Below are 18045 nucleotides of genomic sequence, written 5' to 3'. Positions count from 1 at the left end.
TCGCGAGTACCTGTTCGATCTGGTCCCGGCCTTCCTCGGCGTCTACGAGGGTGTCCAGTCTGTCCAGGATCTCGAGCGCATCGGCCCGACGATGTCGCTGAAGGCGCTGGGTTTGCTTCAGAAGCCCACGACGCCGATGCTTGTGGTCGGCGGCGTCAGGGACACGCAGGTTCCGATCGCCGACCTCGAGCTCCTGATGCGCTCCGGAGATGTCCCGAAGGACGCCTGGATCAACCCGAGCGGCGGTCACCTCGGACGGGAGGCACGCGGCTGGACCGATCCGGTGATCTTCTCGAAAGTCATCATCCCCTGGGAGCTCCGGTTGCTCGAGCAGTCGAGGCCTTAGTCGCACGAGGGCATGAGCTCACCGCTCACTCCATCCAGAGAAGCTGAACTGTCGAGACGGTGCGCTGCACCACCCAACGCTGCTCGACGGTGGTGTCGTCCATCTGAAGCCGAGCGGCGATCTGGAAATAGTCGGTTGCGACCCCCAGCGCGATGTTCGACTGGGTGACGGAGTCTCCTGCCGGACCCAGTACCTTCGCTGCCTCTCCCAGGGTGCGGAAAGGCGCACTCAGACGTGCGGCCGCCAAGCGTCGAGCGTCGCCGAGACTGGCGTCCTCAATCGCCGCATACATCGCTTCTGGTGAGGCAGTGTTTAGATTGAGGGCGGTGCGAGTTGGAAGCACGATGACGTACGGCTTGAGTACGGCAACCGTTTCTGCGGATAGCCCTAGCCAGACGAGTTGATCAAGGCGTTGCGGCAGGAGCGATGCAGGACGCCGACCTTCGGACCGAGAGGCGGCGAGACTCTGAATCGCCCTTTGTAGCTCCGTCGATGGAAGGTTCAGGTATGCGAACAGGCGCTGGAAAGCCTGGTAATCCGGCCAGGAGACGAACCCGTCAGCAGTAACCAGATTCATCACGTTCAGGCGGGACTGCAGGTCGGTGATCTCCCCTGACAGGAACACGGCTTCGAGTGAATCTCTGTAATCGCCGTGTTGATCAGCGCCGTTCGTGCCCAAGAAATCGGTGAGCTTCGCCTCTTTCACGGGGATCGCCCAGGGCTGCGCCAGGTGATCTACGCCGCCTGAGCGCGCATCCTCGCCAAGGATAAGCCTGGCCCGGTCAACAGCTCCTCGCAGCAGCCATGCTGCCTGCAAGCGGGCGCGTACTGCCTTTTCCACTTCGTATCCGCGCCACTGAATTGCAAGTGCCGCACTCGCGAGCGTGGCGACGAGCGATACGGTCAACATCGCAGCGAGCAATGCGGCACCAGTCGCGCCGCGAATGCCTCGTAGACGCCTTGCGGCTTTTCCCGCAGCATGTCCTTGCAGAACTTTGAACTGCCGCCGCTCCGGACACCCTGCGAAACGCTGGGACCTCTCCGCGCGCATCATTGCTCCACCCTCCAGTCACTCTGATTGCGGTGTGCGTTCCATGCGCACATGTCGTGATCCTCGCTGAGCTTGCAGCACCCTCGCGCAGAACACAAGGAACAGCGGGTTAACTGCACGGTTCATCGTAGTCGAACCCCGGGCAGCGGAGTCCCCCGCCACGGTTTCGCGTTCATCATCACACCGGGCTGCCTGCGCCCCTCGCACACGTGTATCGCGGCACGCTACTGCAATTCCTCGAATTCCGCACGGGGAACCGCTCCTGCGGAGACCGCGGTTGTCGCGACCCGAGCTTCGCACACCGAACATGGTGACAGCGAGTTGGTCTTTCGGCGCATAGCGGCGCGCACGCTGAGCGACATCGAGCGATAGCTTGGCGGGGGTTGCTGCGCAAATCGTCCACGGCCCCTGGCCGAGCGAATTCCTGAATGGGTCGATGGCAGCGCGTCACACGTGCAGCAGCAGGTGCTCGCGCTCCCAGGGCGAGATCACCCGCATGAATTCCTCGTGCTCCAGGTCCTTGATCTCGGCATACACGGTGAGGAACTCCTTGCCCAGCACCGCGGCCAGGTCCTGCTCGGCGCGCAATTGCGAGATCGCTTCGGACAGGCTGCGGGGCAACTCGCGGGCGCTCTGGTACGCGTCGCCCGTGCACTCCCGCGTCGGCTCGACGCGCTGCTCGATCCCGAGCAGCCCGCAAGCCAGCGTGGCCGCGAGCGCGACGTAGGGGTTCGCATCCGCGCCGATCACGCGGTTCTCGACACGGCGCGCCTGCGGTGTGGAGACCGGCGAGCGGATGCCGACGGTGCGATTGTCGATACCCCACGCGATGTTGATCGGCGCCGCCGTGAAGCGCGCGAGCCGCCGATAGCTGTTCACGTAAGGCGCGAACAGCGCCATGGCCGCGGGGATGTACTTCTGCAGGCCCCCGATGTACCAGAAGAATTCCTGGCTCGGCGAGCCATCGTCATTGCTGAACAGGTTGCGCCCCGTCGCCTTGCTCACCAGGCTCTGGTGCACGTGCATCGCGCTGCCCGGCTCACCGGCGATCGGCTTGGCCATGAACGTGGCGTACATGTCGTGCCGCAGCGCCGCCTCGCGCACGATGCGCTTGAACAGGAAGACCTGGTCGGCGATCTCCAGCGGCGCGGAGGAATGGAAGAAGTTGATCTCCATCTGGCCCGCGCCGACTTCGTGGATCAGCGTGTCCACGTTCAATTCCATCTTCTCGCAGTAGTCGTACACATCTTCGAAGAGCGGGTCGAATTCGTTCACGGCATCGATGGAATAGGCCTGGCGCGAGGTCTCGGCGCGCCCGCTGCGGCCTATCGGTGCCTTCAGCGGCTGGTCGGGGTCCGTGTTGCGGGCCACCAGATAGAACTCCAGCTCCGGCGCGACCACGGGCGCCCAGCCCTTCTGATCGAACAGTTCGCAAACCCGGCGCAGCACGGAGCGCGGAGCGAAGGGAACAAGTGCGCCATGGCGGTCGTAGCAGTCGTGGATCACCTGCGCCGTGGGGTCGCTTGCCCACGGCACGATGCGCACGGTGCCCGGGTCCGCCACCAGGTGCATGTCGGCGTCGTGGCGGCTCACGACGTCGAAGAACGGACCGTCGTGCGGATACTCGCCCGTGACGCTCATCGCGACGACCACTTCGGGCAGGCGCATGCCGCGGTCTTCGGTGAACTTTTCGCGCGGCAGGATCTCGCCGCGGGCCACGCCGGTGAGGTCCGGCACGAGGCACTCGATTTCCGTGACACGCCGTTCGTTGAGCCAATTCTCCAGCTCGGCGAATTGGAACAGTTGGCGGTCTTTCATGGTGGCTGTCACTGCGGGCAAATCCTTTCCGCCCGAGCCGCGAGGAAATGCGCGATCAGCGCGACGGGGCGGCCCGTGGCGCCCTTCTCCGCTCCGCTTCTGGATGCCGTTCCCGCGATGTCCAGGTGCGCCCACGGATAGTTCGCGGTGAAGCGCGAGAGAAAACAGGCCGCGGTGATCGCGCCCGCGCCGCCACCGCCGATGTTGGGGATGTCCGCGAAATTGGACTTGAGCGCGTCCTGGTACTCGTCCCACAGGGGCATCTGCCACGCGCGGTCCCATGCGCTTTCGCCCGCCGCGATGATTTCGCGCGCGAGCGCATCGTCGTTGGAGAACACGCCGGTGGCGACGTCGCCGAGCGCGCTGACGATCTCGCCCGTCAGCGTCGCGACATCGACGACGGCCGCCGGCTGGTATTTCTCGGCGTAGGTGAGCGCGTCGCAGAGAACGAGGCGGCCCTCCGAATCGGTGTCGAGGATTTCCACCGTCCGGCCGGACATGGTTGTCACGATGTCGCCGGGCTTGGTCGCATTGCCTCCGGGCATGTTCTCGGTGGCCGGGACGATGCCCACCACGTTCAGCGGCAGCTTCATGAGGGCCGCTGCGCGCAGCGCGCCGAACACGCTCGCCGCACCGCACATGTCGAACTTCATCTCGTCCATTTCTGGTGCAGGCTTGATCGAGATGCCGCCGGCGTCGAAGGTGATGCCCTTGCCCACCAGCACCACCGGCGCGGCGCCGGCGGCACCGCCCGCGTACTCCATGACGATGAATCTCGGCGGCTGCAGGCTGCCGCGCGCCACGGCGAGGAAGGCGCCCATTCCGAGCCTCTCCATGTCCGCCTGCTCCAGCACGCTGACCTGGAACCCATGCCGTTGCGCAAGGATGCGCCCCTGCTCGGCGAGGTAGGTGGGCGTGCAAAGGTTGCCCGGCATGTTGCCGAGGTCCTTGGCGAGCAGCACGCCTTCGCCGATCGCCGCTGCCTGCCGGATCGCGCGCTCGCCCGCACTCGCCTCCGCGCGGTCCGTGGTCTGGAAGTGCACCTTGGAGAGTGGACGTTTCGCCTGCGGCTTGCTTTTCAGCTGGTCGAAGCGGTACATGCCCTCCATGACGGCGAGCACGGCCTGCTCGATCTTCCATCCGCTGTCGCGGCCCGGCACCGGCAGGGTGGTGAGGCAGAGCGTCGCCTCCGCGGCGCCTGTCGTGCGCAGCGTCGCTATCGCCGACGCGACCGCCGTGCGATAGCAGCCCTCGCGGAACCCGCGCTCCGGGCCCAGGCCGACGAGGAGCACGCGCTCGGAGGCGACTTCGGAAAGCTTGTGAAGAAGGAGCGTCGTGCCGAGTTCACCTTCGAGATCACCGCGCGTGACCACTTCGCGCAGCGCGCCGCCGGTTGCCGTGTCGATGTCCACCGCCGCCTGCGACAGCTGGCCGCCCTCGTACACGCCGGCCACGATGCAGCCGGTGCGCTGCTGCGCAAGCCTGTCGTTCCTCAGGCTGAATTCCATCGCGCCTTCACCTCGCGGCGCCTCTCCTGCGCTCCGCGATGCGGCGTGCGAAGACGCCCAGGATTTCGCGGTAGAGCGCCTCGCCCAGCACCTGGTCCTCATTGCCCGCGTCGATGTTCGGGTTGCAGTTCACCTCGATGAGGTAGACGCGGTCCTCCACCTGCTTCAGGTCCACGCCGTAGAGGCCCCTGCCAATGAGGTTCGCCGCGCGCACCGCCAGGTCGATCACCTGCTCCGGGGCCTCGCCAATCGCCATCGCCTCCGTCCGGCCCTCGATCGGCTTCTCTCCTTCGGCCAGCTGGATAATCTTCCAGTGCCCAGGGGCCATGAAGTACTTGGCCACGAACAGCGGGCGGCGGTCGTACACGCCGACGCGCCAGTCGAATCCGGTTGGCAGCCACTCCTGCGCGACGATCAGCTCCGACACCTTGAAGAAGCGCTCCGCCTCCTGCCGCAGCTGGTCTTCGGATTCGATCTTGATCACGTCGAGGCCGAAGCCGCTGTCCGGCAGCTTGAGCACGCAGGGCAGCCCCAGCGTGGCCGCAACCTGATCCGCGTTGCCGCGCTGTACGATCATCGTCCGCGGCTGCGGGATACGGTGCCGCGTCATCAGTTCGTGCATGTACACCTTGTTCAGGCAGCGCAGGATGGATTCGGGATCGTCGACGACCGGCATGCCGAGCGATTCCGCGCGGCGCACGAACTCGTAGGTGAAGCCGCTGACCTCCGGGCTCGCGCGATTGAACAGCGCATCGAATTCCTGCAGGCGGTCCAGCGCGTCGGGCCCGACCAGCTCCGCGTCCAGGCCCACGACGGGTGCCGTCTGCACGAGGCGCCGCAGCGCTTCCTCGTTGGAGGGCTTGTGGGCCTCGCCGGGGTCGTGCAGGATGGCGATGCGTGGGCGCCCCGTGCCGGCTCGCTGGGGTGCGGGCGTGGACTGCTCGCCCATCGAAGCCTTGACCGCCTCCAGCAGGAAGGCACGGTCCTGCGCCGGAATGTCGGGGATGCCGATCGCCTGCACGCCATCGAGTTGCCAGCGGCCGTCGACGCGGCGAAACAGGACACGCAGCAGTGGCGCACGGACGCTGGCAAACAGCTTCTCGGCGAGCGCCTGGTGGCGTTGCGCCGGATCCTTGCCGAGGTAGGCGTCGAGCTGGAAGCGTTCACTCTCCCGGTGATCCAGCGTCTGGTCGACCAGCGGTGCGAGCTCGGCCGAAAGCGCCTGCACGTACGCCTCGGATTTGAGGTCTTCCACCGTCTTGACCTCGGGAATCGGCCTGTGGCCGCGCGCCTCGGCCAGGAGCGACACGTAGTACCCGCGTCCCTGGTAGCGCCCGGTGCGACAGAAGTTCAGCACGCGCACGCCGGCATCGCGCCCGCGCTCGACTTCGCCGAGGTAGCGCCTGGCGGTCAGCACGTTAGCGTCCGGAATCTGGAACCACTCCTGGCCATGATCGATCACGATGACGGTCCGCATCGGGAACATGCTGGGCTGGCGCGGGAGCCCGCGGCGTCGGTCGAGGCTGACGTTGGCCGTCGGGCAAGTACGGCACGGGGCGCAGCGAAACGTCCTGTGAATCCTGTACGGAGCTCGAGCGCGCGCGAAATGGTCGCCAGGACCGGATTGCGACTGCGGGAACTGGTCATCACCCTGCGGATCACAGCGTCAGCAATCCGGCTGTCCCCTCGCGCAACGCTTCGGCTCGTACGCCGAGTCGCGCGTGCGAAGGCGGCTTCCGGTCACCTTTGCCCGCGGGCTTCTACTAAACTTCAACCGATGCTCACCAAGAAAATGATGAGGCGGGTGCATGTCGCCGCGCCTTTTGCCATGCTGGGCGCCTTGACCCTCGCGGCAGCTTGCCACGCGGCGCCCGCGCCGGTCGATATCGAGGAAATGACCTCTCCGGAACTCAAGGCGCGCATCGGCGCAGGCGCCACCACGATCCTCGTGCCGATTGGCGGCACCGAGCAGAACGGACCGCACATGGTCCTGGGCAAGCACAACGTCCGGGCGCATCTGCTGGCCGACGAGATCGCGCGCCGCCTGGGCAACGCGGTGGTCGCTCCAGTGATCGCCTACGTGCCCGAAGGCGCGATCACCCCGCCGCAGGCCCACATGCGATTCACCGGCACGATTTCAATTTCGGACGCCAGCTTCGAGTCCCTGCTGGAGTCCACGGCGCGCAGCTTCAAGCAGCACGGCTTTCGCGATGTATTCTTCCTCGGCGATCACGGCGGCTACCAGCGCAGCGAGCAGCGCGTGGCCGACAAGCTCAATGCGGAGTGGAAGAACGATCCGTCCTGCCGCGTGCATGCCCTTCTCGACTACTACCAGACCACGCAGACGGATTTCGTGGGCGCCCTCAGAAGCAAGGGCTTCAGCCAGGCGGAGATCGGCACCCACGCCGGCCTGAACGATACTTCGCTCTCGCTCGCGGTCGACAAGAACCTGGTGCGCGCGGATGTGCTCGCACAAGGCAAGGACCTCGATGCGGCGCACGGCGTGTACGGCGATCCGCGGCGCTCCAGTGCGGAGCTCGGCCAGATCGGCGTGCAGCAGGTCGTGAACCGTTCCACCGCAGCCATCCAGCACGCGATCGCTGGCAGGCGCTGATTTCCAAATCACCGATATTGCCGATGATCTTCCGAGGCCCCCTGTTCCGAATAGCCGCCCTTGCCCTGGGCGCACTCGCCATCGCCATGACCGGCCTCCCGGCGGCATCCATCACGTCCCCCGATGTAGCCGCCGTGAAGACGGTGCCCGGGATGCCGCCGGTTTCCGACCCGCGGAACCTCTACAGCGATGCCGGCGCGGGACGGTTCAGCCGCGCCGTCGCCGGCGAGCTCGACCGCGTGTACGTGCCCAATCTTCGGTCGAATGACGTTTACGTCATCGACCCCGATAGCGCCAAGGTCCTGTACAAGTTCAAGGTGGGGCGTAGCCCGCAGCACGTCGTGCCCTCGTGGGACCTGCAGACACTCTGGGTCGCGAACAACGCTGAAGGGCGCAGGGACGGCAGCCTGACGCCGATCGATCCACGCACCGGCCAGCCAGGCGCCGCTACGGCGGTCGACGATCCCTACAACATGTACTTCACGCCGGACGGCAAGTCCGCGATTGTTGTCGCCGAAGCTCAGAAGCGGCTGGACTTCCGCGACCCCCACACCATGGAGCTGCAGTACTCGATCCAGACACCCGAGTGCGGCGGTATCAACCACGCGGACTTCTCCATCGATGGCAGCTACGCGCTCTTCACCTGCGAGTTCAATGGCTCGGTCGCGAAGATCGATCTCGCGGGCCGTCGAGTGCTCGGTTACCTGAAGCTGCACATGCCGCCGACGCGCCTGAAGGAAGGCTCGACGATCGAAGACCCCTCGATCGAGATCTGCACGCAGACCAAGGGCATGCCGCAGGACATCCGCATTTCGCCTGACGGGCGCCGCTTCTATATCGCCGACATGGACGCCGATGGCGTGCACGTTGTCGATGCCGGCAGCTTCACGGAAGTCGGGTTCATACGCACGGGCCTGGGGACCCATGGCTTGTATCCCAGCCGTGATGGGCGACTGCTTTACGTGTCCAATCGCAGCACGCACAAGATCCATGGAAAGCGGCACGGCCCGGGTAGCGTAAGCGTCATCGATTTCGCCAGCGAGAAAGTAGTCGCCAATTGGCCCATCCCGCAGGGCGGCAGCCCCGACATGGGGGGCGTGAGCGCGGATGGCAGGTACCTGTGGCTGTCGGGTCGCTTCGACGACGAGATCTACCGCATCGACACCAGCAGTGGTGCGGTGACCAGGATCAAGGTCGGACAGGAGCCGCACGGTCTCGCCGTGTGGCCGCAGCCCGGACGTTATTCACTGGGTCATACGGGGAACATGCGCTGACGTGAACTTGAATTGCCGCCGGACACATGGTTGAAACCGGACGCGCGAGTCCAGGGTCCGCGCGACGGTTGCAGCATCGATCCATGTCAGTCCGGCCAGCGTGTCGGTCCGGACCCTCAGATGCCCGGATAGAAGTGCCAGGGCGGCCGTTCGACCGCCGCACCGCAGTCGTAGGCAGCGCGCGCAGTGGGCGAGCACAGCACGCGACGCGCCTGCGCCAGAGTCGTCTCGTTCTCGCCCGAATACACAGCCCACAACACGCGCGCGAGCGCGCCCCGCGGCAGTGCCGCGACCCGCGTCTGGTACACCGCCTCGATCTCTTCGGCGCTCGCATCGCATGCGACCCCCAACAGCCCATAGTGGCTCATCTCGCCCAGGAAGGAGTAGTTCTTCATGATGGCTCAAAGGAATTCGAAGCCCATGGTGCGGGCCTGGTAGTGCAATCCACCGTCCTGCACGATGAGGAACTCGGCGCGCCGAGTGCCGCCGTTGTGGTGGGAGTGCGGCGCACGGGGCGGCGTGACGAGCGTGGTCCACGGCTGCCATGGGCCTTGCTTGCCGCCGACTTCGGAATGGCAATCCTTCCCCTGCACCACGAGAGTGATGGCTGCGGAGCTGTGCCGGTGCGCCGGCTGCGCCTCACCCGGCGGCAAGGTATTGAGGGAGAGGGTCAGCACGGATAGCAGGTTGCGCGAGGCCTCCAGCGTCTCGTGCGAGAAGATCAGCGCGCGTCCGGAGGTGTCCTCGTCCGGCGTGGCTTGTTCGATGATCCGGATCTGCCTCGCGATCTCGTCGGCCGGGTAGTGCACGCACGCCGTGCCGCGGGCCGGAAGCAGCCCTCCGAAGGCCAGCAGCGGCTCGTCGGTCACGACCCACAGGACCGCGCCCGTCAAACCCGCAGTCAACGTCAGTGCCCCTCCACCGCCGAACAGCATCACGTCACCGGCGCGCCACTCCACGGTCTCCGCACCGCTGGCGCGGCCAGCGCCCGAGATCACGTACCAGATCGAACCGCTCGCAACGAAGTCCGCGTGCAGGCAGTCGCCGGGCGCAATGCGTGCATAGCGGGCCAGCATGAGCGGGGTCGTCGCGGGCGTGTCCATCCCCATCGCCAGCGACTGGTCGCACGCGATGAAGCCGGTTGGCGTGTCCGGGCCCAGCGCACGCACGGCCTCGGCATGGAAACCCTGCGCCGGCACCGCCGGCAGCTTCACGTTGAAGGCGTTGGCCGAATTGAAGTAGCGCGCCCGCTGCTGCGCGCCGCTGCATGCGTCCAACGCAAGCTGTGGCCCCAGGGTCGCCATGCGCGGCGGGTGCTCCATGCTTACGGCTTGCGGTCGGCCAACGGAATCGACTTGAGGAAGCTCGGGTCAAAAGCCGCGTTCAGGTCCACCGGCTTGGCGAGCACCTTGTTCGCCAGCAGGAAGTCGTGCGCGCTCTTCACCGCCGGTGCATCGATGTAGAAGAGCCCCTCGCTGCCGGCCTTGCCGGCGGTCATCAGGCGGTAGGCCTCGGTCAGCATGTATTCCTGCTGCGCGCGGTTCAGCGTGGGCGCGATCTTCATCACCAGGTCCACCGACTCCTTCGGATGCGCCATCGCCTCGCGCCAGCCCTTGATCGAGGCGCGCAGGAAGCCCTTGACCAGGTCCGGCTGCTTCAGCGCCATCTCCTTCGAGACGATCAGCGTGTCGCGCGGGAAGGTGATGCCGCTGTCTTCGGCGACGAAGGTCACCAGCTTGTCGGCGCCCATGCGGTCGCGGATGGTCCACAGCTCGTTGTAGCGGGTGGCGGTGACGACGTCGATATCCCCGTTGACGAAGGGCATCACGCTCACCTGCTGGGGCTGCAGGTCCACCTTGGCCTTGTCGACCCCCGCCTTGGCAAGCATGCCCAGGAGGACGTAGTTGGCCCCGGTGAACCAGGCGGTCACCTTCTTGCCTTCGAAGTCCTTCAGCGACTTCACCGGTCCATCCTTGCGGGCGACGAAAACGAAAGGCGTGATCTGGTGAGCCACGCCGATGGAGACGATGGGCAAGCCCTTCTCCACCGCGGCGAACACGCTGTCGGTACCGCCGGACAGGCCGAAGGTGTCGGCGCCGGTGGCCACCAGGTTCTCGGTCAGCAGGTTGGGGCCGCCGGGGTTGATCGTGAGGTCGATGCCCTCGTCCTTGTAGTAGCCCTTCGCCTGGGCCACGTAGAAGCCGGCGAACTGCGCCTGGGGCAGCCACTTCAGGCGCAGGCTCGCCTTCACCGGTTCCCTGGTCTGGGCCTGCAGCGGCAAGGCCATGGGGGTCAGCGCGGCGGCAAGGGCCAGCGCGGTCAACAGACGTCGCTTGATCACGGGAAATTCCTTCGAGGAGAGAGGCAGGGTTTCAGGAGCGGTAATCGGGAACGCGGGAATGCGCGGACTGATCGAGCTGACGCAGCAGCCCCGGCCACTCGCGCTCGCCGGGAGCGAGGATGTCGCCCTGCTGCTCCCAGAACTGGCGGGCCGCCCGCTCGCAGACTTCGGGCGGCGGCATGTGGATGGGACCGGCACCACCCGCGGCGGCGGCCTGCATGGCGAGCTGGATGCGCGCGGCACGCTCGAAGTAGTAGAGCAACATGAAGGCCTCGCCTGGCGTACGGCCCACCGTGAGCAGGCCGTGGTTGCGCATCAGCATCACCGGCTGCGCGCCGAAGTCGCGCACCAGGCGCGCCTGCTCATCGGCGTCGATTGCAACGCCTTCGTAGTCGTGGAAGGCCTGGCGCCGATAGAAACGCATCGCGAACTGCGACAGCGGCAACAGGCCCTCCGCTTGCGCCGACACGGCGAGGCTGGCGTCCGAGTGCGTGTGGAGCACGCAGGCCGCGTCGGAACGGCTTTCGTGGATGGCCGCGTGGATCACGAAGGCCGCCACGTTGACATCGTGCGGGCTGTCCTCCAGCTTGCGGCCCTGCAGGTCGATGCGGACCAGGGACGAGGCCGTGACCTCGCCGAACATCACGCCGTAGGGATTGAGCAGGAACTCGCCCGGACGGCCCGGCACGCGCAGCGAGATGTGGTTGTAGATCATGTCGTCGAGGCCGAGCCGCGCCACCATGCGGTAGCAGGCGGCCAGGGCAACACGGGCTTCCCATTCGCGCGCATCGCGATCGGACGGACGCAGGTAGAAGGAGTGCGCTTGCATCACCGAACGGTTTGCAAGTCGCGTGCCACGCCAGTCCCGCGCCTGGATGTGTACTTCCTGCCGCGAATGCACCGCGATTCGCAGCGCCATGCATGCATGAAGTGCGTTTTTGTATTTGCTGGTGCGCATGGCGTGCACAACGCGCCCGGCGCGAATGCAAACGCATACGGAGGACCTCACGAAGCATTGGCACAAATACTGCGTACCGGTCGCGTATCCGCTCACACGAGAACCACGACCCATGCGACTGGAACCGATCACGCCTCACATCGGCATCGAGGTGCAAGACATCGATCTGCGCGAACCGATGGCCGACGAGGACTTCGCGAAAGTCCGCGCCGCGCTGAACCACCACTCGCTGCTGCTGTTTCGCAACCAGCGCATCGACGAGGGCCAGCACGTCGCGTTCTCGCGCCGCTTCGATCCCCTGCTGGGGCACGTGCTGAAGCAGTTCCTGAAGCAGCAGCATCCCGAGGTCTACGTGCTGTCGAACGTCCGGGAGAACGGCGCGCCGATCGGCAACCACAAGGAAGGGTGGAACTGGCACTCCGACCTGTCGTACAAGACGGAGCCATCGCTGGGCGCCCTGCTGCATGCGCTCGAAGTGCCGCCCGTGGAGGGCGACACCTGGTTCTCGTCGATGCATGCCGCGTGGGAAGCGCTGGACGCGCAGACGCAGGCGCTGATCCGGCCGCTGCGCGCCACGCATTCGTACGCCGGTTATTACGGCAAGGCCTTCGCGGACCGCGCACCGCTGTCGCAGGCGCAGAAGGCGGCAACGCCCGACGTCAGCCATCCCCTGGTGCGCACGCATCCGGAAACGGGACGGCTGTCGCTGTACGTCGGCGAGGACGTCGTGAAATGCATCGAAGGGCTGCCGGAGCACGAAAGCGCAGCGCTGCTGGCGCGACTGAACGCGCACGCGACCTCCGAGCGCTTCGCCTACCGCCACCGGTGGCGCGCCGGCGATCTGCTCGTCTGGGACAACCGCTGCACCATGCACCGCGCCACGCCCTACGACGACGTCGCCTACCGCCGGGTGATGCATCGCACCACCGTGGCCGGCGATCGGCCCTTCTGAAGCGCGCGATGTCGGACCACCTCATGGAAGCTGTTGTCGGCGCGGTCGCGCAATCCGTGCCCGAGATCGGGCGCGCGCGGGACCGGTCGCGCACGCTCGCGCAGGAACTGCAACGCACGCTGGAAGCGCTGATCGTCAGCGGCGCGCTCATGCCGGGCGCCCGGCTGGAAGAAGCCGAACTGGTGGAACGGTTCCAGACCTCCCGCACCCCGGTGCGCGAGGCCCTCAAGGCGCTGGCCGGGCACGGGCTGGTGGAGATGCACGGCGCCAAGGGCGCGCGCGTCACCCGCATCTCCGTGCCCACGCTGATCGAGATGTTCGAGGTGATGTCCGTCCTCGAGGGGCTCTGCGCCCGGCATGCGGCGCGGCGCGCCACCCCGGCGCAACGCGAACACCTCGCCGGCCTGCACGCGCGGCTCGAACTGCTGGTGCAAGGCGGCGATGCCGAGCGCTTCTACGAAGTCAACAGCGCCTTCCACGACGCGCTGTACGAGGCCTCCAACACCGCCTACGTCGCCAAGCAAGCGCGCATGCTGCGCAAGCGCCTGCACGTCTACCGCCGCCACGTCACCACGCACCCGGGCCGCATGGCCGCCACGATCGGCGAGCACGGCGCCATCCTTTCGGCCATCGACAGGCGAGACCCGGAGTCCGCTTACCGCGCGGCCTACCACCATGTGGAGCTGCTGCAGGACGACATGGTCGATCTCATCGCAGCCGTCTCGCACCAGCTCGCCGGCAACGACTGAATCCATTTCCACACCGCAAGAATCATGATCACACTCGACCTGAAGGGCCGCACGGCCCTCATCACCGGCGCCTCCCAAGGCATCGGCCTCGCCGCGGCCGGAGTGTTCGCCGCCGCCGGCTGCAACCTGCACCTCGCTGCCCGGAACGGCGATGCGCTGCTCACCGCCAAGGCGCAGATCGCCGCGGAGCACGGTGTCGAAGTCACAGTGCACGCGCTGGACCTGGCCCAGCCGGGTGCGATGAAGGCGCTCGACTCGGCCGTCGGCGATGTTGACATCCTGATCAACAACGCGGGCGACATCCCGGCGGGCCCGATCGAGTCGCTGGACTTCGAGCTGGTCCGGCGCGGCTTCGCGCTCAAGGTGCTGGGCTACATGGAGCTCTCGCAGCTGGTGTACGCGCGCATGAAGCGCGTCGGCGGCGGCGTCATCATCAACGACATCGGCAACTCCGGCGAGAACTGGGACGCGAACTACATTGCCGGTTCCACCGGCAATGCCGCGGTCATGGCGTTCACCAAGGCGCTCGGGGGCGTGAGCCTGGACGACGGCATCCGCGTGGTCGGCGTGAACCCGGGGCCGGTGGCGACCGATCGCATGGTCAAGCTGATGAAGCGCCGTGCCGTGGACAACTGGGGCGACGAGGGCCGCTGGGAGGAACTGTTCTCTCAGTATCCCGGCGGCCGACCGGCGCAAGCGCAGGAGGTCGCCGAGCTGATGCTGTTCCTCGCGTCGCCGCACGCCGGCTACATCACCGGCACCATCGTCACCATCGACGGCGGCATCGCGGCCCGCGGTTCGATCATCAAGGGTGGCCGCAAGCCCCTGGCGCAGGTGACCTCCTGAGCGAGTGCGCAGCATGGTGAACGACCTTTCCCCCGCACACGGCAGCCCGGCGCTGCTCGAATTGCGCGGCATCCACAAGACCTTCGGCGGGGTGACCGCGCTCCAGGGCCTGGACGCCAGCATCGCGCCCGGCGAGTTCGTCACGGTCGTCGGCCCCAGCGGCTGCGGCAAGAGCACCCTGTTCAACATCGTGGCCGGCCTGGAAGAGCCCGATGCCGGCGGGACGCTGCGCTTCGAGGGACGCGAGTGCCGCGCCGCGGAACTGCTCGGGCGCGTCTCCTTCATGCCGCAGCGCGACCTGCTGCTGCCGTGGCGCACCGTTATCGACAACGCGATCCTGGCGATCGAGGTGGAAGGCACCCCGCGCAAGCAGGCGCGCGAGCAGGCGCTGCGCATGCTGCCGGAGTTCGGCCTGGCCGGCTTCGAGAACCAGTATCCGCACCAGCTCTCGGGCGGCATGCGGCAGCGCGTCGCGCTGATGCGCACCTTCCTGTTCAAGCGCGACCTGATGCTGCTGGACGAGCCCTTCGGGGCGCTCGACGCGCTCACCCGTACCATGATGCAGCGCTGGCTGCTGGACGTGTGGCAGAAGCACCGCCGCACGATCCTGTTCATCACGCACGACGTCGACGAGGCGATCTTCCTCGGCGACCGCGTGCTGGTGATGACGGCGCGGCCGGGCAAGGTGAAGCTGGAGCAGCCCGTCACGCTGCCGCGCCCGCGCAGACCGGACCTGGTCACCGAGCCCGAGTTCATCCGCATCAAGCGCGTCCTCCTCGATGCCATCGAAGAGGAAAGCATGAAGTCCTTCACCGCGACGGCCGTCGCTGCGGCGGCGTGATGATCTTCGGTTCGTTCACCTCGGCCCCGGCCGCCCCGTCAGCAGGACAGAGCGCGCAACTCGCACGGCTGCCCCTGCCGCTGCGCGGCTGGCTCTCGCAGGCCGCGCGCTGGGCCATCGCGCTGGTTCTCGCCGCAGTCGCCTGGGAGGCGCTGGTGGTCGCCCTCGCGGTCAAGCCGCAGTACGTGCCGCGCCTGAGCCTCATCCTGCAGGCCGTCGTCGCCACGCCCCAGCCGTATGTCGCAGGCTTCCTGCGCACCATGGCGGAAGCGCTGATCGGCTTCGTCGCGGGTGCGGTCTTCGGGGTGAGCGTGGGGGTTCTCTTCCATCGCCGGCAACTGCTGCGCGAGATGGTGTTCCCGCTGTTCGTGATCTCGCAGACCATTCCCGTGATCGCCTTCGGGGCGCTGGTGGTGCTGTGGTTCGGCAACACGCTCATGGCCAAGGCGATCATTGCCTTCTACGTCACCTTCTTCCCCGTGACGGTCCATGCGCTGCTGGGACTCAAGGCGGTCGATCCGGCCAGGATCGCGCTGATGCGCAGCTTCGGCGCCGGCCCGCATCAGCTGCTGTGGCGCCTGCAGTTGCCATCGGCGCTCCCGCAGATCTTCGTCGCGCTGCGGCTGGCCGCGGCATTGAGTCTGGTCGGCGCCATCGTCGGCGAATGGTTCGGCGACACGGTGGGACTCGGCGTGCTGCTGCTGCAGGCGATGTTCAACGAGAACCCGGTCGGCCTGTGGGCGGCCTTGCTCGGCTGCGCGCTGCTGGGAACCCTTTTCTACGGCTGCGTCGCGGCCCTGGAGAAGCGCATCGTCTTCTGGGGGGCGGAGCAATGACGGCACTCCGCATGTCCACCTCCATGCAGCGCGGCATCGCCGGCGGACTGCTGCTGGTCCTGGCCTGGGAAGGCATGGCGCGCGGACTGCACCTGCCCTCCTATTCGCTGCCCGCGGTGACGCAGATCCTCGCCAGCATCGGCGCGCAGCGCGGCCCGCTGGTTTCGGCCGCGCTCGTGACGCTGGCCGAGGCGCTGGCCGGCTATGCGCTCGGCGCAGCGATCGGCATCGGCACGGCGATTCTCCTCACGATGGCGCCCCGGCTGCGGGGAGCGATCCTGCCCGCGGCGACCGCCGTCAACTCGGTACCGGTGATCGCGTACTCGCCGCTGGTGCTGCTGTGGTTCGGCAGCGGCATGGCCTCCAAGATCGTGATGGTGGCGCTCGCGATCGCGTTCACGCTGTTCCTCGGCACGCTGTCGGGCCTGGACCGCGTCGACCGGCGTTCCGTGGACCTGATGCGCAGCTTCGGCGGCGGCCGCCTCGCGATCCTGTGGCGCCTGCGCCTGCCCACCGCGCTGCCGCTGATGTTCGCGGGCCTGCGCGTGGCCACCGCGCGCAGCGTGCTGGTGGCCGTGGTCACCGAGATGCTGGGTGCCTACAACGGCCTGGGCATGCAGATCTACAAGGCCGTGGTGCAGGTCGACTTCGTGCAGGTATGGGGGGCCGTGTTCGTCGCGTCCGCCCTCAGCCTGGCCTTTTTCGGCCTCGTCAGCTGGGCCGAACGCAAGCTCGTGTTCTGGAACTAGACACCCCTAAAGAATGAAAACCTTCGAATCGCGCAACGCCTATTTCGACCGCCTGTGCAACACGCCCGGGCTGATGTGGCTGGGCCAGAACACCAACCACTTCGACCCACACCCCTCCGTGCTGCAGGCCGTGACCGACGCGCTCGCGGATGGCAGCTACCACGCCTACGCGCCGCCCGCCGGCTTCGAGGCCCTGCGCCGCCTGATCGTCGCAGACCTCGGCCTGGCCGACACCGACGCCACCGCCTTCGTCACGGACGGCGCGGTCGAGGCGCTGTACAACGTGTGCAGCCGCATTTGCGCGCCCGGCACCGACTTCGTCACCACGGACCCGAGCTGGGCGTGGCCGATGCAGTTCGCGCGGCAGGCCGGCTCGCGTGTGGTGGAACTGCCGATCTTCGATGCGGCCCAGGGCTACAAGCTCACCGCAAAGCAGCTGGCCGCCGCGGTCACACCGCAAACGCGCGTGATCTACCTGGTCGACCCCAACAACCCGCTGGGCACCTGCCACACCGCCGACGAGATCCGTGCCTTCACGGACATCGCGCGTTCTGTCGGCGCGTGGTTCATCCACGACGCCACCTACGCGCAGTTCGCCGACGCCTTCGCACCGGCCTACCGCTTCTATCCCGAGAAGTCCATCGTCACCTACAGCTTCTCGAAGTGGCTGGGACTCGCCGGCATGCGCCTCGGTGCCGTGGTCTCCAACCCGGACCTGATCGAGAAGGTGGCCGACGCGCCGCCCAACAACCTGGGAAGCAACGTGCTCTCGCAGCGCGCCGCCATCGCCGGTCTCCGGAGCAAGGCCGAATGGTTCCCGGGAATCAAGCAGCGCCTGCGCCGCAACCAGCAGGTTGTGCGTGACGCGGCGCACGCCGTTCCCGGTCTCACGGTGCTGGTCTACCCCTCGCAGGCCAACCTGCTGGTGATCGACACGACCGCGGCCGACATCAAGCCTGAAGCGCTGGTCGCCGCTTACCAGGAACACGGAATCATGATCCGCCAAGGCACCTACCACACCAAGCGCTTCGGCCATCGCTTCGTGAAGGTAAGCCTGTCCGTGCCCGAAGCATGGGCAGATGCGTTCTGCGATCGCCTGCCCGCCATGGTGGAGCGCGCACGTTCCATCGAGCTCGCCGGCCCCTTGTTCTGAATCCAGGAG

General features: G+C 67.0%; 17 protein-coding genes and 1 pseudogene. 10 read left to right on the top strand and 8 right to left on the bottom strand.

The window, feature by feature from the left end; translation table 11 throughout:
- A pseudogene (locus tag JWP60_RS00410) lies at positions 1-346 on the top strand (hypothetical protein); the annotation flags it as partial.
- Between the two features lie 25 nt (positions 347-371).
- Here JWP60_RS00410 and gspK read toward each other — a convergent pair.
- From gspK to JWP60_RS00390, 4 genes are all read right to left on the bottom strand, one after another.
- A complete protein-coding gene (gene gspK / locus JWP60_RS00405; RefSeq protein WP_299785272.1) occupies positions 372-1268 on the bottom strand; it encodes a type II secretion system minor pseudopilin GspK in 897 nt (298 codons plus the stop codon).
- 576 nt (positions 1269-1844) lie between these two features.
- Complete coding sequence (locus JWP60_RS00400; protein WP_299785270.1) at positions 1845-3215, bottom strand: glutamine synthetase family protein; 1371 nt, start codon at positions 3213-3215, stop codon at positions 1845-1847.
- A gap of 8 nt (positions 3216-3223) precedes the next feature.
- Positions 3224-4723, bottom strand: coding sequence for a leucyl aminopeptidase (locus JWP60_RS00395; protein WP_299785268.1), 1500 nt, complete (start codon positions 4721-4723; stop codon positions 3224-3226).
- Between the two features lie 7 nt (positions 4724-4730).
- Positions 4731-6200, bottom strand: a complete 1470-nt coding sequence (locus JWP60_RS00390; RefSeq protein WP_299785266.1) for a RimK family protein — start codon at positions 6198-6200, stop codon at positions 4731-4733.
- Positions 6201-6500: 300 nt separating this feature from the next.
- On the opposite strand from JWP60_RS00390, the gene JWP60_RS00385 reads away from it, so the two are divergent.
- Positions 6501-7337 (top strand): creatininase family protein, encoded by an 837-nt coding sequence (locus JWP60_RS00385; protein WP_299785264.1) that lies wholly within the window; start codon positions 6501-6503, stop codon positions 7335-7337.
- Between the two features lie 86 nt (positions 7338-7423).
- Entirely contained in the window at positions 7424-8611 is a 1188-nt protein-coding gene (locus JWP60_RS00380; protein ID WP_299785276.1) for a YncE family protein, read from the top strand.
- 116 nt (positions 8612-8727) lie between these two features.
- Here the strand turns inward: JWP60_RS00380 and JWP60_RS00375 are convergent, their stop codons facing one another.
- From JWP60_RS00375 to JWP60_RS00360, 4 genes are read right to left on the bottom strand one after another with little or no spacing between them, the layout of a single operon-like run.
- Positions 8728-9006: a hypothetical protein gene (locus JWP60_RS00375; RefSeq protein WP_299785262.1), complete on the bottom strand. Its 279-nt coding sequence runs from the start codon at positions 9004-9006 to the stop codon at positions 8728-8730.
- 6 nt (positions 9007-9012) lie between these two features.
- Positions 9013-9915 carry a cupin domain-containing protein gene (locus JWP60_RS00370; protein WP_299785261.1) on the bottom strand — a complete coding sequence of 301 codons (903 nt, stop codon included), beginning with the start codon at positions 9913-9915 and terminating at the stop codon, positions 9013-9015.
- Positions 9916-9935: 20 nt separating this feature from the next.
- Positions 9936-10952 (bottom strand): ABC transporter substrate-binding protein, encoded by a 1017-nt coding sequence (locus JWP60_RS00365; RefSeq protein ID WP_299785259.1) that lies wholly within the window; start codon positions 10950-10952, stop codon positions 9936-9938.
- A gap of 31 nt (positions 10953-10983) precedes the next feature.
- A complete protein-coding gene (locus tag JWP60_RS00360; protein WP_299785257.1) occupies positions 10984-11781 on the bottom strand; it encodes a class II aldolase/adducin family protein in 798 nt (265 codons plus the stop codon).
- A 241-nt stretch (positions 11782-12022) separates the two neighbouring features.
- On the opposite strand from JWP60_RS00360, the gene JWP60_RS00355 reads away from it, so the two are divergent.
- Genes JWP60_RS00355 through JWP60_RS00325 form a run of 7 tightly spaced genes read left to right on the top strand, consistent with a single transcriptional unit; the run spans position 12023 to position 18036 of the window.
- On the top strand, positions 12023-12862 hold the full coding sequence (locus tag JWP60_RS00355) for a TauD/TfdA family dioxygenase (protein ID WP_299785255.1): 840 nt from the start codon (positions 12023-12025) through the stop codon (positions 12860-12862).
- A 23-nt stretch (positions 12863-12885) separates the two neighbouring features.
- Complete coding sequence (locus JWP60_RS00350; RefSeq protein ID WP_299785254.1) at positions 12886-13611, top strand: GntR family transcriptional regulator; 726 nt, start codon at positions 12886-12888, stop codon at positions 13609-13611.
- 27 nt (positions 13612-13638) lie between these two features.
- Positions 13639-14457 carry an SDR family oxidoreductase gene (locus JWP60_RS00345; protein WP_299785274.1) on the top strand — a complete coding sequence of 273 codons (819 nt, stop codon included), beginning with the start codon at positions 13639-13641 and terminating at the stop codon, positions 14455-14457.
- A gap of 13 nt (positions 14458-14470) precedes the next feature.
- Entirely contained in the window at positions 14471-15298 is an 828-nt protein-coding gene (locus tag JWP60_RS00340; RefSeq protein ID WP_299785252.1) for an ABC transporter ATP-binding protein, read from the top strand.
- Complete coding sequence (locus tag JWP60_RS00335; RefSeq protein WP_299785250.1) at positions 15298-16134, top strand: ABC transporter permease; 837 nt, start codon at positions 15298-15300, stop codon at positions 16132-16134. The genes JWP60_RS00340 and JWP60_RS00335 overlap by 1 nt, the downstream gene beginning before the upstream one ends.
- An 11-nt stretch (positions 16135-16145) precedes the next feature.
- Positions 16146-16883 carry an ABC transporter permease gene (locus JWP60_RS00330; protein WP_299785248.1) on the top strand — a complete coding sequence of 246 codons (738 nt, stop codon included), beginning with the start codon at positions 16146-16148 and terminating at the stop codon, positions 16881-16883.
- Between the two features lie 13 nt (positions 16884-16896).
- Positions 16897-18036 (top strand): pyridoxal phosphate-dependent aminotransferase, encoded by a 1140-nt coding sequence (locus tag JWP60_RS00325; RefSeq protein WP_299785246.1) that lies wholly within the window; start codon positions 16897-16899, stop codon positions 18034-18036.
- Positions 18037-18045 lie beyond the last annotated feature (9 nt).

It is taken from the genome of Ramlibacter sp. (assembly GCF_028291745.1).
In the GTDB taxonomy this organism is placed as follows: Bacteria; Pseudomonadota; Gammaproteobacteria; order Burkholderiales; family Burkholderiaceae_C; genus Ramlibacter.
The sequence above is the reverse complement of the archived record's forward strand: the minus strand, read 5'-3'. Positions and strand labels throughout refer to the sequence as shown.

Excerpts from the sequence above, each read along its gene's own strand:
- JWP60_RS00400 (WP_299785270.1), bottom strand. The coding sequence starts at position 3,215 with ATGAAAGACCGCCAACTGTTCCAATTCGCCGAGCTGGAGAATTGGCTC.
- JWP60_RS00395 (WP_299785268.1), bottom strand. The coding sequence starts at position 4,723 with ATGGAATTCAGCCTGAGGAACGACAGGCTTGCGCAGCAGCGCACCGGC.
- JWP60_RS00390 (WP_299785266.1), bottom strand. The coding sequence starts at position 6,200 with ATGCGGACCGTCATCGTGATCGATCATGGCCAGGAGTGGTTCCAGATT.
- JWP60_RS00385 (WP_299785264.1), top strand. The coding sequence starts at position 6,501 with ATGCTCACCAAGAAAATGATGAGGCGGGTGCATGTCGCCGCGCCTTTT.
- JWP60_RS00380 (WP_299785276.1), top strand. The coding sequence starts at position 7,424 with ATGACCGGCCTCCCGGCGGCATCCATCACGTCCCCCGATGTAGCCGCC.
- JWP60_RS00375 (WP_299785262.1), bottom strand. The coding sequence starts at position 9,006 with ATGAAGAACTACTCCTTCCTGGGCGAGATGAGCCACTATGGGCTGTTG.
- JWP60_RS00370 (WP_299785261.1), bottom strand. The coding sequence starts at position 9,915 with ATGGCGACCCTGGGGCCACAGCTTGCGTTGGACGCATGCAGCGGCGCG.
- JWP60_RS00360 (WP_299785257.1), bottom strand. The coding sequence starts at position 11,781 with ATGCAAGCGCACTCCTTCTACCTGCGTCCGTCCGATCGCGATGCGCGC.
- JWP60_RS00355 (WP_299785255.1), top strand. The coding sequence starts at position 12,023 with ATGCGACTGGAACCGATCACGCCTCACATCGGCATCGAGGTGCAAGAC.
- JWP60_RS00350 (WP_299785254.1), top strand. The coding sequence starts at position 12,886 with ATGGAAGCTGTTGTCGGCGCGGTCGCGCAATCCGTGCCCGAGATCGGG.
- JWP60_RS00340 (WP_299785252.1), top strand. The coding sequence starts at position 14,471 with ATGGTGAACGACCTTTCCCCCGCACACGGCAGCCCGGCGCTGCTCGAA.
- JWP60_RS00335 (WP_299785250.1), top strand. The coding sequence starts at position 15,298 with ATGATCTTCGGTTCGTTCACCTCGGCCCCGGCCGCCCCGTCAGCAGGA.
- JWP60_RS00330 (WP_299785248.1), top strand. The coding sequence starts at position 16,146 with ATGTCCACCTCCATGCAGCGCGGCATCGCCGGCGGACTGCTGCTGGTC.
- JWP60_RS00325 (WP_299785246.1), top strand. The coding sequence starts at position 16,897 with ATGAAAACCTTCGAATCGCGCAACGCCTATTTCGACCGCCTGTGCAAC.